This is a genomic window from Loktanella fryxellensis, from assembly GCF_900110065.1.
Taxonomy (GTDB): domain Bacteria; phylum Pseudomonadota; class Alphaproteobacteria; order Rhodobacterales; family Rhodobacteraceae; genus Loktanella; species Loktanella fryxellensis.
Genome location: NZ_FOCI01000007.1, coordinates 84301 through 98113 on the forward strand (window position 1 = coordinate 84301; position 13813 = coordinate 98113).

10 protein-coding genes and 1 pseudogene are annotated in these 13813 nt (G+C 68.3%); 2 read left to right on the forward strand and 9 right to left on the reverse strand.

The features are described 5' to 3' along the window. The first annotated feature begins 4 nt into the window (after window positions 1-4). Window positions 5-487: a pyridoxamine 5'-phosphate oxidase family protein gene (locus BMX16_RS07275; RefSeq protein WP_089900979.1), complete on the forward strand. Its 483-nt coding sequence runs from the start codon at window positions 5-7 to the stop codon at window positions 485-487. Window positions 488-553: 66 nt separating this feature from the next. Here the strand turns inward: BMX16_RS07275 and BMX16_RS07280 are convergent, their stop codons facing one another. The 5 genes and pseudogenes from BMX16_RS07280 to BMX16_RS07300 form a co-directional block, all read right to left on the reverse strand. Beyond that, window positions 554-1021: an Hsp20 family protein gene (locus BMX16_RS07280; protein WP_089900982.1), complete on the reverse strand. Its 468-nt coding sequence runs from the start codon at window positions 1019-1021 to the stop codon at window positions 554-556. Window positions 1022-1160: 139 nt separating this feature from the next. Continuing rightward, a complete protein-coding gene (locus BMX16_RS07285; RefSeq protein ID WP_089900985.1) occupies window positions 1161-1955 on the reverse strand; it encodes a trypsin-like serine peptidase in 795 nt (264 codons plus the stop codon). A gap of 42 nt (window positions 1956-1997) precedes the next feature. Further along, the gene (gene glcF / locus BMX16_RS07290; RefSeq protein WP_089900988.1) at window positions 1998-3413 is read right to left on the reverse strand and encodes a glycolate oxidase subunit GlcF; all 1416 of its coding nucleotides are present in this window, start codon (window positions 3411-3413) and stop codon (window positions 1998-2000) included. Then, window positions 3413-4483, reverse strand: coding sequence for an FAD-binding protein (locus tag BMX16_RS07295; RefSeq protein ID WP_089900991.1), 1071 nt, complete (start codon window positions 4481-4483; stop codon window positions 3413-3415). Before BMX16_RS07295 ends, glcF begins: the two co-directional genes overlap by 1 nt. Before the next feature lie 101 nt (window positions 4484-4584). Beyond that, window positions 4585-6009: pseudogene (locus BMX16_RS07300) on the reverse strand (FAD-linked oxidase C-terminal domain-containing protein); the annotation flags it as partial. A 93-nt stretch (window positions 6010-6102) separates the two neighbouring features. Between BMX16_RS07300 and BMX16_RS07305 the strand changes: the two are divergent. Next, window positions 6103-6792, forward strand: a complete 690-nt coding sequence (locus BMX16_RS07305) for a DUF599 domain-containing protein (RefSeq protein WP_342707813.1) — start codon at window positions 6103-6105, stop codon at window positions 6790-6792. Here BMX16_RS07305 and BMX16_RS07310 read toward each other — a convergent pair. From BMX16_RS07310 to BMX16_RS07325, 4 genes are all read right to left on the reverse strand, one after another. Beyond that, the gene (locus BMX16_RS07310) at window positions 6789-8870 is read right to left on the reverse strand and encodes a hypothetical protein (protein WP_089901000.1); all 2082 of its coding nucleotides are present in this window, start codon (window positions 8868-8870) and stop codon (window positions 6789-6791) included. The genes BMX16_RS07305 and BMX16_RS07310 overlap by 4 nt on opposite strands. A gap of 112 nt (window positions 8871-8982) precedes the next feature. Then, on the reverse strand, window positions 8983-11763 hold the full coding sequence (locus tag BMX16_RS07315) for a DUF4159 domain-containing protein (protein ID WP_089901003.1): 2781 nt from the start codon (window positions 11761-11763) through the stop codon (window positions 8983-8985). 130 nt (window positions 11764-11893) lie between these two features. Further along, window positions 11894-12766, reverse strand: coding sequence for a DUF58 domain-containing protein (locus BMX16_RS07320; protein WP_089901006.1), 873 nt, complete (start codon window positions 12764-12766; stop codon window positions 11894-11896). Continuing rightward, entirely contained in the window at window positions 12763-13767 is a 1005-nt protein-coding gene (locus BMX16_RS07325; protein WP_089901008.1) for an AAA family ATPase, read from the reverse strand. The genes BMX16_RS07320 and BMX16_RS07325 overlap by 4 nt, the downstream gene beginning before the upstream one ends. Window positions 13768-13813 lie beyond the last annotated feature (46 nt).

Consider the following 13813-nt stretch of genomic DNA (forward strand, 5'->3'; position numbering starts at 1 on the left):
CACCATGACCAAGGATGCAAAAGCCGATTTCTGGGACCGCGTGGACGACGTGCAGGCCGGGATGCTCGGTGTGACCAGCAACACCAAGCTGGTACCGATGTCGCCCAACCTGCGCAAGGACCGCGACGGCAAGATCTGGTTCATCGCCGCCGCCGGCGAGGATATCGTGAACGCCGTCTCGGCCGGCGCACAGGACGCCCGTTTCGTGATCGCCGATGCGAAATCGGGCCTCTACTCCAACATCGAAGGCTCGCTCGCCCATGTGGAGGACAAGGCCGTCCTGGACGAGATCTGGAACGCCGTCGCCTCTGCCTGGTTCGAGGACGACAAGGACGATGCCGATATCCGTCTGCTGTGCCTGACCCCGCGCAACGCGCCGACGTGGTTCACGACGACCAGCGGCGTCAAGTTCTTTTACGAGATCGCCAAGGCCAACCTGACGGATGCAGAGCCCGACACAGGCTATAAGGCCGACCTGACGTTCTGATCGGTTTGGCGCACACGATATGAAAAAGGCGGGCCAAACGGCCCGCCTTTCGCGTCTCTGACAGACTTAATTAACGGCTTTGGCATCCAGCACGTCGGCGCGGCTTGTGCCGGCCTTTTCGATGGCGATGCGGCGCGGCTTCAGCGCCTCCGGCACCTCGCGGCACAGGTCGATGTGCAGCATCCCGTCCGCATGGCTGGCGCCCGTCACACGCACGTGGTCGGCCAGATGGAACCGACGCTCGAACGCGCGTGTGGCGATGCCGCGGTGCAGATACTTGCGGGTGCCTTCATCCTCGGCCTTGCGGCCCGTCACGATCAGGGCGCGGTCGTTGACCTCGATCCCCAGATCGGCGTCGGAAAATCCGGCGACGGCGATCGAGATGCGCCAGGCGTCATCCTCGGTCTTTTCGATGTTGTAGGGCGGGTAGGTGGACTGGCCGACGTCGGCGGCCAGAGCGCGATCCATCAGATCGGCAATCTGGTCAAAGCCGACGGTGGCACGGTAGAGCGGTGTCAGGTCGAACGTACGCATGGTGGTCATCCTTTTCAAAGCGACAACGAGGTGGCCTTCCCGTTCGGGACAGGCCGCAGGTGGGGACGGCCCGTCATGGCACCGTCCTGATGAAAAATCTGGGGATCGGTCGACCCGGTTTCAAGACCCGCACGTCCCCTCAGGGGCGGACGAATTTCGCCCCGGTGTCGTTGCGGCTGCCGCTGGTGGTAAAGCGCGGCGCAGGTGCAACCGGTGGGATCTGGCCGTTCCTGTGCGCCTGCAGCAGCCCGTCGATCTGCGCATCCAGACTGGCCGCCAGCGACACCGGGCCGTCGGCCGATGTGCCCTTGGCCGATACCACCGCCACGATCCGGTCGCGCCCGCCCGCGCGCATGAACACTGGCGCACCGCTGGCCCCGAAATCTGCGGCGCAGGTCATCATCACGACGCCGCGCAGCGCGTCGATCACGTGGCAGGTGCGCTGCAGGCTGGCCGCATTGGCCCGTTCGCGCGCATAGGACACGACGGACAGCGACGCCCCGCGTCCGGGGGCGGCCCCGGTGGGGTAGGGCGCAAGGCTGGGCAGGCGCACCGGGCGGTCGAGTTCGAGCACCGCCAGATCGACGGCGACCGCGTCGTTGTCCGCCTTGGCGCCGTTGTGGACGTAGGATGGATGCGGCGTGACCCGGATCACTGCCCGCGTCGCCGCCGCACGACCGTCACGCAGGCCTGCAAGGAACGTGAATTGCGCGGCGGGAATGGCGGCACCGCTATCCTCGTACACGCAATGCGCCGCCGTCAGGATCAACGTATCAGAGATCAGCGACGCCGTGCAGAACCCGCTGCGGTCGATGTCCAACCGCCCGACCGCCTCCCAGCCGCGGCTGACGTCGCCGGTGTCCAACGTCCGCAGGTCGGTGTCCTGCGCCTTGGCGGCGGTCGCAAGGAACAGAAGCAATAGGATCAGTCGCATCAACGGCCCCGGGTTGCGTCGCAGCCCGCGTCTGACGGGCGACTACGGCATCTCTATGGCAGGGGTGCGCAGGCGCGGCACGGGGGGCGTGGCGATGTCGCGCGAAAAGGCGGGTGGCTGTGGCCCGCCGGTCGCCCAGTCCAGCAGTTCGACCGTATGGACGACGGGCACCCCCGCCGCATCGCCGATCTGCATCATGCAGCCGATGTTGCCCGCAGCGATCACCTGTGGCCGCAAGGCGGTCAGCGTCGCCACCTTGCGCGCCTTCAACTGACCCGAAATGACGGGCTGCATCAGGTTGTAGGTGCCGGCCGATCCGCAGCACAGGTGGCTGTCGGCGGGTTCCAGCACGGTGAACCCCGCGCGCTTCAACAGATCCTTGGGTGCCGCCTTGACCCGCTGTCCGTGCTGCAACGAACAGGCGGCGTGATAGGCGACGCGCAGCCCCGTGCCTATGGCCGCAGGTTCCGACGGCAGGCGCAGCGCCTGCGTGCCGGCGATGCCGCCCTGTGCCACGTTCAGGTCGATGTGCGGGCAGCCATCCGGCATCAGGTCCGACAGCACCTCCGTGACGTCGCGGGCGATGGCGGACACCCGCGCCGCATCCGCCGCCAGATCGGTGTCGCGGAACATGTGGCCGTAATCCTTGACCGTCGTGCCGCAGCCAGATGTGTTGATGACGATGGCATCGAGCCCCCCCGCATCCATCTGCGTGCACCATGCGCGGATGTTGCGCGCGGCACTGGCATGGGCCTGCGCCGTCTCTCCCATGTGGTGGGTCAGCGCGCCGCAGCAGCCTTGGCCTGCGGGAATGACGACCTCGGCCCCCAGGCGGGTCAGCAGGCGGATCGTGGCGTCGTTGATGTCGGTGTTCAATGCGCGCTGGGCGCAGCCGGTCATCAGCGCGACGCGCATCTTGGGGGCCGCCACGGGAAACGTCTGCGGCGCGTCGTTGCGACTGACCGGAAGAATGACCTTCGGTGCCATGCGGATCATCGCCTGCAATCGGGGGTCGGGAATCAAGCGCGCGAAGGGTCGGGCGACCTTTGCCCCCAGCAGCGCCAGCCGGAACCGCCCCGGATGGGGCAGCACCCGCGCCAGCAGCCAGCGCAATGCCCGCTCGCCCAACGGTCGGCGATAGTTCTGCGCGATATAGGTCCGCGCGTGATCGACAAGGTGCATGTAGTTCACGCCGGATGGACAGGTCGTCATGCAGGCCAGACACGATAGGCAGCGGTCCACGTGCAGCACCGTCCTGGCGTCCGGCACGCGGGCATTCTCCAGCATGTCCTTGATCAGGTAGATGCGACCCCGCGGACTGTCGAGCTCGTCGCCCAGCACCTGATAGGTCGGACAGGTCGCGGTGCAGAACCCGCAATGCACGCAGGCCCGCAGGATCCTGTTGCTGTGCGCGGTGTCAGGATCGCGCAACTGGTCGGCCGTGAACGTCGTCTGCATCAGCCCATGACCCCTTGGTTCAGGATGCCGCGCGGGTCGAACCGCTGTCGCAGGCCCGCGCTGATCGCGGCGATCTGTGCCGCTTCCGGTTGGAAGCGCGGCACGTCCGGCAGCGCAGCCCCCCGCACCCGCGTCGCATGCCCCTGCGCCAGATCGCGCCGCAGGTCGCGGTCCGCGGCGCACAACACCCAGATCAGCCCGCCGCCCCAATCCGCCGCCACTTCGACAGCGCCGCCTGCCTGCAGGGCGCCCACCGTCGCTGCCAGCGCCGATGGTCTGACCGACACGCGCCACACGTCGCCGGGTCGGTCCGCGAAGACATGCGCGTCGCGCACCGCGTCCCAGTCCACCTCCGCCCGGTCCGCGCCCAAGGCGGCCCCCAGCCGTGCCGCGCGGTCATCGACCGATGCGGCGAACCCTTCCAGCCGGATCAGCACACGGCCCGCGACCCACGCCGCCCCCGTCACGTCGAAGGGGGATCCCAGCGCCGCCGCCATCGCAGTTGCTGCGCGTGCCGCATCGGGCTCGTCCAGCACCAGCGTCGCAACCGCTTCCGGGCGCGGCAGCACCTTCAGGCTGACCTCGGTCAGCACGCCCAGCGTGCCATGCGCGCCCGCCATCAGCTTGACCAGATCGTAGCCGGTGACATTCTTCATCACGCGGCCTCCGTTCTTGACGACCTGCCCCATGCCGTCGACGAACCGCACGCCCAACAGATGATCGCGGCAGGCCCCCACCTGAATGCGTCGCGGCCCGCTGGCGTTGGTCGCCACGACACCGCCGATGGTCGACGCTCCGCAAGTTCCCAGCAACCGCCGCATGTCACAAGGCTCGAACGCTAACCGCTGCCCTTCCGCCGCCAACAGTCGCTCCACCTCGGCCAGCGGCGTGCCCGCCCGCACCACCAGCGTCAGCGCGCCGGGCTCGTAGAGTGTGATGCCCGACAGCCCCACCGTCGAAAGGGCAATGCCATCGCAGGACACGCCACGCGTGCCGCCGCCACGCACCGCAAACGGCCCCTGCGCGCCCCCGATGACTTCGGCAAGTTCATCCTCCGACGCAGGTGTCATGCGGCGGCCAGCCCCTTCTTCTGGTCGGAAGTATCCCGGAGGGCGCCGGTTGGTTCGCCACTGGTCCGAGGACCAGCCGGCGCGGGCTGGCCCCCGCCACGCCGCCGTTCCTCGCTGACATCCAGCGGGAACACCTTGGCCGGGTTTAACAGCCATCCCGGATCGAACACGTCCTTGACCGCCATCTGCGCTGCCAGATCGGCGGTATTGAACTGCACATGCATCAGATCGCGCTTTTCGATGCCCACGCCATGCTCTCCGGTCAGGCAGCCGCCGACCTCGACGCACAGCGTCAGGATCGCGGCCCCCAGCGCCTCGCACTTCTCCAATTCGCCGGGGGTGTTGGCGTTATAGAGGATCAGCGGATGCATGTTGCCGTCGCCTGCGTGGAACACGTTCGCCACGTCCAAACCGTATTCCGCCGACATCTGCCGGATGCGGTCCAGCACATGCGGCAGTTCCGTCACCGGGATCGTGCCATCAAGGCACATGTAGTCGTTGATCTGCCCCATCGCGCCAAAGGCCGACTTGCGCCCCAGCCAGATGCGCGCGGCCTGATCGGCGTCGCGTGCCTCGCGCACCTCGACCGGGTCATGGCGCGCGGCGATGGCGGCGATCAGCGACAACTGATGCGTGATCTCGGCCTCCGACCCTTCGACCTCGATGATCAGCAACGCCTCGCAATCGGGATATCCCGCCTTGGCGAACGCCTCGCAGGCGCGGATGCAGGGGCGGTCCATGAACTCGATCGCGACGGGCAGCACACCCGCGCGGATGATGTCAGACACGCAGGCGCCCGCCACGGCATTGTCGTCGAAGCCGATCATCACGGGTCGTGCGCCTTCGGGTTTGCGCAGGATGCGCAAGGTCGCTTCCGTCACGACGCCCAACTGCCCTTCCGACCCGCAGATCACCCCGAGCAGGTCGAGGCCCGGCGCATCCAGATGCGCGCCGCCGACCTCGATCACCGTGCCGTCCATCAGGACCATAGTGACGCCCAGCAGGTTGTTCGTCGTGACGCCGTATTTCAGGCAGTGCGCCCCGCCGCTGTTCATCGCGATGTTGCCCGCGATGGCACAGGCGAGCTGGCTCGACGGGTCGGGGGCGTAGAAGAAACCCTCCGCCTCCACCGCGCCCGTGACGCTCAGGTTCGTGCGGCCCGACTGCACCCGGATGATGCGGTCGGCGTAATCCACCTCCAGCACCGCGTTCAGACGCGCGACGCCAAGGATCACGCAATCCGCCGTGGGCATCGCACCGCCCGCCAGCGACGTGCCGGACCCACGCGGCACCACGGGCACGCCCATCGCATGGCAGATGCGCAGGACGTCAGACACCTCTTGCGTGGTGGATGGCAGCACCGCCAAAAGCGGCGGACAGCGATAGGCGGACAACCCGTCGCATTCATAGGCCCGCGTCTCGCTCGGGTCCGCGATGACGGCATCCGCAGGCATCACGCTGCGCAGACGCGCGGCCAGATCGGCCTTCAGTGCCAGAACACGGGCGTCGGGTATCGGCATCTGCATCGGCGTCCCTCCCAAGACCTCTCGGCGATAAGATAACCGATCCGGGTATATGGCAAGCGGCCTGCAGCGTGTTACACCTGAGGCATGACACCGATGGACCACTTTGCGACGCTGGGCACCGCCGACCTGATCGCGCTGGCGCTGATGCTGGGCCTGTGGATCGGGCTGGGCTGGGTGATTGAGCATCCGACGTCGGCGCGGCCATCGGTCACGGTGCTGATGGCGCAGCGGCGGCGCGACTGGATGACCGTTTTTGTGACGCGCAATCCGCGCATCTTCGACAGTCAGATCGTCAGCAGTCTGCGGCAGGGGACCGCCTTCTTCGCCTCGACGAGCATCTTTGCCATCGGTGGCGTGCTGGCGCTGATGGCCAATCCCGCCCCCCTGTCCGGCGTCGCGGCAGAGATCCTGCAAACCGACACGCCGATCCTGATCTGGCAGGCCAAACTGTCTCTCGTCCTGCTGTTTACCGTCGTGTCGTTCCTGAAATTCGTCTGGTCCAACCGCGTGTTCGGGTATTGCTCGGTCGTCATGGCCAGCGTGCCGGACGATCCCGGCGACCCCACAGCCTACCCCCTTGCGGCGCAGGCGGGCGAGTTGAACGTGCGGGCCGCGATGAACTTCAACCGCGGCCTGCGGGCGATGTATTTCGCGCTCGGCGCGCTGGCGTGGCTGATCAGCCCCTATGCCATGATCCTGTCCGCGCTGACGGTCGGCTGGACAATCTGGAGCCGGGAGTTCCGGTCCGTCCCCCGCCGCATCCTGCTGGGCGATATCGTCTAGCGCCGCGCGCCGCGCCCTTCGCGCAGCCACGCGCCTACGGTCAGCAGGCCTGCTATCAGCAGGAACGCCCACGCGGGCAGGACCGGCGCCACGCTGATGGATGCCGTGCGATAGGCGTCGCGCGGCGTCACGCCCAGCCAGCCGCGCCCGGCGGCGGGCCGCCCTTCGCGCACCGCCCGCAGGTCGATGTCGCCGTCCGATACGCTGGCAACGCCGCCATTTGTGGCATCGATCACAGGTTGCAACACCTCTGCACTGGCGATGGTCTGCTCGAACTCGCGCGGGGCCGATGGCCCGAGGGCGATCACGCTGTCCAGCGTGCCGTCGGTCAGACGATAGAGCCCCACCTCGGGTGCGTCGTACACTGTTTCGAACCGGCCGGGGCTGACCTCCTCCAACGGAAGGATGACCTCGGACCCGTCGGGGCCGGTCACGGTCACGTCGGCGCTCTCGTCTTCCAGCGTGCGGCGGATGATGCGCATGGTCTGGCCGGCGGGTTCGACCCATAGGGCCTCCTCCTCCAGCTCCGGCTCCTTCATCATCCAGTGGGCCAGACGGCGCAACAATTCCGCCTGCGGGCCGCCGCCCTCGTAACCGCGATCCCAGAGCCAGCTCTGATCCGAGGTCAGCAGCGCCACGCGGCCTTCGCCCACGCGGTCCAGCACCAAAAGGGGGCGGTCGTCGTACCCGGTCATAAGCACCTCTGCGGTGTCGGTGACGGTGGTGTCGATCAGCCGGAACCAGCGGCCCCAGCCGGGACCGTCGCCTTCCGCGGCCGGTGGCGACAGATCGGCGAGGCCGGTCGTCACCGGATGCCGTTCGCCCAGATCGCTGATCTGCGGCACGAAGCCGCCATCGAACACCCGTGCAGTGGGGGCAGCCGGCAGCACCGCTTCCAGCGGCGAACGGAAGATGCTGTCGGCGCTGCCATATTCCGGCCCCGACGACACCAGCACGGCCCCGCCGTTGCGGACGTAGTTGGCGGTATTCTCCAGATATGCCTCGGGCAGAATACCACGCCTGCGATAGCGGTCGAAGATGATCAGGTCGAAATCCTCGATCTTCTCCATGAACAACTCGCGCGTCGGAAACGCGATGAGCGAGAGTTCGTCCACGGGCACGCCGTCCTGCTTTTCGGGCGGGCGCAGGATGGTGAAGTGCACCAGATCAACGGCGGCATCCGCCTTCAGCAGATTGCGCCATGTGCGCTCGCCCGCATGCGGCTCCCCGCTCACCAGCAGGACGCGCAGGCGGTCGCGGACGCCGTTGATCTGCACGACGGCGGCATTGTTGCGGGGGGTCAGCTCGCCGTCGACGGCAGGCGTGGTGAATTGCAGGACGTTCATGCCGCCATGCGGCAGATCGACGGGCAGTTCGATGTCCTGCCCGATGGGCACCTCGAACGGCAGGGGTTCGCCGCCGTCGATGCTGATGGTCAGCGGTACGAAGGCGGCGTCGGTGGGGGCGGCCCCCTGATCCTCGATCCGCAGCGTCAGCGACACCGGCTCTCCCAGAATGGCGAAGGCGGGGGCGTTCGTGACCACCAGCCGGCGGTCCCAATCCTCGGGCTGGCCTGTCAGCAGCGCATGTAGGGGGGCTGGCAGGGACGGGGTGCGTTCCAGATCGTGCAGACGGCCATCGGTCAGCAGGATGACACCAGCGATGCGGCCCTGCGGCTCTTCGGCCAGCGCCTCGGACAGGCCGGTCATCAGTTGGGTGCCGCTGTCACCCTCGCCATCGCCAAGGGTCACGACGCGCAACTCGGTGTTGTCCAGCGCCGCCACCTCGGCGGTGACGTTGGCGATCGCCGCTTCGGTCTGGGCCGGACGCGTGCCGATCCCCTGGCTGGACGATTCGTCCACCACCAGCACGACGATGTCCGACAATGCCTCGCGGTCTTCGGTCTGGACGGCGGGGTTCAGCAGGGCCGCCAGAAGCGCCGCACCCGCAAGCCCGCGCAGCCACCACCCCGGCAGTCGCCGCCAGACGGCCAGCGCCACACCCAGCAGCGTCAGCGCGCCGACGATCGCGATGGCGACCCATGGGAGTAGCGGATCAAGGATCAGAGTTCCGGTCATGCGGTGCCCTTCCGGTTTCTTCTGGTCAAAAATATCCCCGCCTCGGCGATACACGCGACAGCGTGTATGCGCCTTAGAGGCAGACGAAGATCACCCCACCCACACCAGCCGATCATTGTCCCAGCCTTTCCAGCAGGTCCGGCACATGGACCTGATCGGATTTGTAGTTGCCGGTCAGCACATGCATGATCAGGTTCACGCCAAAGCGGTAAGCATACTCGCGCTGGATCTCGCCGGCCTGACCGCGACCCACGGGGAACAGCGGCGCGCCGTTCTGTCCCGTGGCCCAGGCGCGGGCCCAGTCGTTGCCGCCGATCACCACCGGCGTCACACCGTCGTTGAGGTTGCGGAACGGCATCCCGTCGGCCTGCTCCGCATCGACGGCAGAGGCTTCGACCCACACGTCGCGGCTGTCGGTGCGACCCGGAAAGTCCTGCAAGAGATAGAAGGTCCGCGTCAGGACATGGTCCTGCGGGATCGGTTCCAGCGGCGGAATGTCCAGCGTGCGGGCGATGGCCTGCAACTGCCGCCCTTCCGGGCTGCCGGACCCGAACCGTGCGGTGTCCGCGTCGCGCGTGTCGAACAGGATCATGCCGCCGGATGCGAGGTAGCGGTTCAGCTTGGCATAGGCCTCTCGGCTGGGCAGGGGCGCGTTCGCGACCACGGGCCAATAGATGAAGGGAAAGAATGCGAGCTCGTCCGTATCGAGGTCGATCCCCATCGGGGCTGCGGGTTCGATCGCGGTGCGCCGGAACAGCACGTCGGACAGACCGCGCAGGCCCGCCTCGGACACCTCGTCGGTGGCGGCTTCGCCGGTGGCGACATAGGCCAGCACGACGGCACTGGTCGCGGCGAGGGCAAAATCATCGGCGGCAGGCGACCCGGTCTGCGCCGCGACCGGCTGCGGCGACAGGCCCAGCAGCAGGGCCACCAGCAGTGCCGCCGCCACGTCGGCGCGCGGCCCGCGCAACCGGCCCCCTACGGCGAGCGAGGCCAGCACGTCGATGGCCAGCAGCGCGAGGGCGGCGGTCAACAGCCAGCCCTTCAACGGCGTCTCCGCCGCCGTTTCCACGCCTTCGACGGTGATGCCGGCTGGCCACTGTGCGGTCGTCAGCACCGTGTCGGGTCCGGCCACGTTCACCGCGATGCTGGCGTCCTCGCTGGCATAGAGGCCGGGTGGCAGGTCCGGGCCGATCGTGCCCGCCGCCAGCACCTCGCCGGCGATCCCGGCTTCCGACGTGGCGTCGGTCAAGGTGCCGAAGGCGTCGAGTTGCGCCTGCGGCAGCCATGTGGTGCCGTCCAGCGCAGTCTCTTCGGTGGTGGCGGTGCGCGACGACACGGCCAGGCGTTCCAGCATCTGCACGAACAGACCCGACAGCGGCAGAGTGGACCATTCGGCATTGGCGGTGACGTGCATCAGCACGACCTGCCCCTGACCGATGATCCGGCGCGTGACCAGCGGCGTGCCGTCGGCCAGTTCCGCGATGGACCTTTCGGCCAGCGTCGGGTCCGGTTGGGCCACGACCTGACTGCTGACGGTGACATCGTCCGGCACGATCAGTCCAAAGAACGGCGACGTATCGGCGAAGGGCGCCAGCGCCTTCGGCTCGCCCCAGCTGAGCGTGCCGCCGACGCTGCGGCCACCGGCACGCAGGCGCACGGGCAGCAGCGGATCCTCGGCCATGCGCCCGGTGTCGGACGCGGCCAGCCGTGGCCCGGCAAAGCGCAACAGCAACCCGCCGCCTTCGACCCAAGACAGGACGCCCTCGGTTTCGGCCTCCGACAATGTGGCGACGTCGGCCAGCACGATCACGTCGGGGTTGGCCAGCAGCACATCGGCGATCGTGCCGTCGATCAGGTCGGCGGTCGGGGCCAGCGCCTCGCGCAGGTAATAGAGCGGCGACAGCAGGTCGAGGCCCTCGGCATCGCCGCCACCGGCGATCAGGGCGACTTCGCGCCGCCGGAGGGCATCGTCGGTCAGGCTGATCGCCCCGGCGGACAGGGTCGCGGCGATGGCAAAGCGGCTGACGCGGTTGCGCAATTCCGGCGGCAGCGACAGTGCGACCTCTGCCACTGCGTCGCCTGCCGCAAACGCCAGATCGACGGAGGCCAGCACCCGCTCCGCCCCGCTTGGGTCGAGGCCGATGGCCTGCACCGGTACACTCAGCGCAGACCCGGTGGGCGTGCGGGCGGCGGACAGCAGGATGTTGCCCTCCTCGAACCGGGCGGGACGCAGGGCGAGCGTGCTGCGCGGGGTCTGGAACACGGTCACCGTGCCGCGCGCTTCCAGCGCTGCCAGCAGGGGGGCACGACTGTCGCGGGCGAGGCCGTCCGACAGCCAGAGGGTGTCGAAATCGCCCGTCAACGTGTCGGCGAAGGCTTCAAGCTGGGCGGCGTCGGGTTCCCAAGCGGCATGGATCAGGTTGGGCAGACCCTGTGCGGTGGCGGTCGCTGGCTGGAACTGCGGGCCGTCCACGGGCGGATCGGTCAGGGTGACGACGGCGGTGGACCTGTCGGTGCGGGCGGCCTCGATCAGCAGGGCGTCGATGCGGTCGATACGCGCCTCCCAATCGCGGGCGTCGGCCCATGTGCCGTCGGCGATGATGAGGAGTGGGCCGGTGCCCGGACGCGCCGCCTGCGGGTTCAGCACGGGACCGGCGAAGCCGATGATGACGGCGGCGACGGCGGCCAGCCGCAACAGCAGCAGCCACCACGGCGTGCGGTCCGACTGGCTTTCGGCATCCGTCAGGCCCAACAGCAGCGCCACACCCGGAAAGCGGCGACGGACCGGTGCGGGCGGGACGGCGCGCAACAGGATCCACAGGACCGGCAGGGCGATCAGGCCCAGCAGAAGGGCCGGGGCCATGAAGGCGAGGGGGCCGAGGGTGAACATCAGGCGGGCCTTGTCATGTGGGCAAAGTCTCGGGGCGCTGCCGTCGCCATTGTCACTTGGACCAATGGCGCAACAACGGCGACCCCCGGGATATTTTCAACCAGAAGAACGGGGGACCTGGGGTCGGTCGTCATGCCGGTTGGGCGAGCGATTGGTAGAGCCAGAGTAGCGCCACCGTGGCGGGTGCGTCGGTGTGGTGCGTGCTGAACTGCCAGCCGGTGGTGCGGGCCAGCGTGGTCAGGCGGTCCTTGCGGGCGGCGAGGCGGTCGAGATAGCGCTGGCGCAGGTCGCCCGCCTTCAGCGTCTCGTGCCGAAGGGCACCTGTCATGGATTCGAACACGGTGCGCCCATCGAAGGGAAACGCCTCTTCCTGCGGGTCGAGGATCTGCACCAACGCGCCGCCGATCCCGGCATCCGCGGCGCGGGTCAGCGCATGTTCGACGGGGGCGATGTCACCGAGGAAGTCGGAGATGAAGACCGCGCGGGATTGCGGCAGCAGCCCGCGGGTGTCGGGGGGCGCATAGTCGGCGTCGTCGTCGGCGGCAAGCAGGGTCGCCATCTGGCCGATCTGCGCGGTGCCGCGACGTGGCGGCAGGTCGGTTCCTGTCAGGCCCACACGCTCTCCGCCCCGGATCAGCAGGATGGCGCAGGCGAGCGCGAGGGTGCGGGCGACGGTCGCCTTTTGCGGCAGCTTGTCGGAGGAGGCGAAGCGCATCGAGGCGCCCCGGTCGATCCAGAGCGCGACAGACTGTGCGATCTGCCATTCCTTGTCCTGCACGAAGTTGGCATCCGACCGGGCCGAACGCCGCCAGTCGATGCTGCGGGCGTGGTCCGTCACCTGCGCTGGGCGGTATTGCCAGAAGGTGTCGCCGGTCCCCGCCCGCCTGCGTCCGTGATCGCCGAGGATGACGGTGCTGGCCAGATGCGTCGCTGCCGCCAGCAGGGGCGGCAGCGTGCTGGCCTGCCGTTCGGCGGCGGCCCGCAGGGCGAGGGGGTCGGTCATGCGGCGCGGGTCGTCCGCGTGATGTCGGCGGCCAGCCCGTCGATGATCGCATCCAGATCCTCGCCCCGCGCGCGGGCGGCAAAGGACAGGGCCATGCGGTGCTTCAGCACCGGACCGGCCATGGTGCGCACGTCGTCGGGGGTGGGGGCGAGACGCCCTTCCAACAGGGCCTGCGCACGCACGCAGAGCATCAGGGCCTGTGCGGCACGGGGGCCGGGCCCCCAGCTGACGGCGTTGCGGATGCTGGCCGGCGCATCCGCATCAGGACGGCAGGCGCGCACCAGATCGAGGATCATCTCGACGATGCCGTCGCCCACGGGCATCCGGCGCAGCAGGGTCTGCGCCGCAAGGAGTTCGTCGGTGGTGAAGACGGGGGTTGCCTGCGCCTCGACCGCGCCGGTGGTGGCGATCAGGATGTCGCGTTCCGTCGCGCGGTCGGGATAGGGCACGTCGATCTGCACGAGGAAACGGTCGAGCTGCGCCTCGGGCAGGGGATAGGTGCCTTCCTGCTCGATCGGGTTCTGCGTTGCCAGCACGTGGAACGGGCGACCCAAGGGGCGGTGCTGGCCCGCGATGGTCACTTCCTTTTCCTGCATCGCCTGCAGCAATGCGGACTGCGTGCGGGGTGAGGCGCGGTTGATCTCGTCCGCCATCAGGAGCTGGCAGAAGATCGGGCCTTCGAGGAAGCGAAATGCGCGGGTGCCGTCCGCGAGGCTGTCAAGCACTTCGGATCCCAGAATGTCGGCGGGCATCAGGTCCGGCGTGAACTGGATTCGGTTGCCCTGCAGGCCCATCACGGTAGACAGCGTGTCCACGAGGCGCGTCTTGCCCAGACCGGGGAGGCCGATCAGCACCGCATGGCCGCCGCAGATCAGCGCGGTCAGTGTCAGGTCGACGACACGGTCCTGACCGAGGAAACGGCTGGCGATGGACGTGCGGGCCTGTCCCAGCTTGTGGGCGAGGGCCTCGATCTCTTGCACCAGATCGGTAGGGTCGGACATGACAAGGCCTCCTGCAACACTAGGTTTGCCGTATAGCAGCATTTAT

Bases quoted from the DNA above. Each gene is read 5' to 3' on its own strand.
- BMX16_RS07310 (WP_089901000.1), bottom strand. From the start codon at position 8,870: ATGACCGGAACTCTGATCCTTGATCCGCTACTCCCATGGGTCGCCATC.
- BMX16_RS07275 (WP_089900979.1), top strand. From the start codon at position 5: ATGACCAAGGATGCAAAAGCCGATTTCTGGGACCGCGTGGACGACGTG.
- glcF (WP_089900988.1), bottom strand. From the start codon at position 3,413: ATGCAGACGACGTTCACGGCCGACCAGTTGCGCGATCCTGACACCGCG.
- BMX16_RS07285 (WP_089900985.1), bottom strand. From the start codon at position 1,955: ATGCGACTGATCCTATTGCTTCTGTTCCTTGCGACCGCCGCCAAGGCG.
- BMX16_RS07280 (WP_089900982.1), bottom strand. From the start codon at position 1,021: ATGCGTACGTTCGACCTGACACCGCTCTACCGTGCCACCGTCGGCTTT.
- BMX16_RS07295 (WP_089900991.1), bottom strand. From the start codon at position 4,483: ATGACACCTGCGTCGGAGGATGAACTTGCCGAAGTCATCGGGGGCGCG.
- BMX16_RS07305 (WP_342707813.1), top strand. From the start codon at position 6,103: ATGGACCACTTTGCGACGCTGGGCACCGCCGACCTGATCGCGCTGGCG.
- BMX16_RS07315 (WP_089901003.1), bottom strand. From the start codon at position 11,763: ATGTTCACCCTCGGCCCCCTCGCCTTCATGGCCCCGGCCCTTCTGCTG.
- BMX16_RS07320 (WP_089901006.1), bottom strand. From the start codon at position 12,766: ATGACCGACCCCCTCGCCCTGCGGGCCGCCGCCGAACGGCAGGCCAGC.
- BMX16_RS07325 (WP_089901008.1), bottom strand. From the start codon at position 13,767: ATGTCCGACCCTACCGATCTGGTGCAAGAGATCGAGGCCCTCGCCCAC.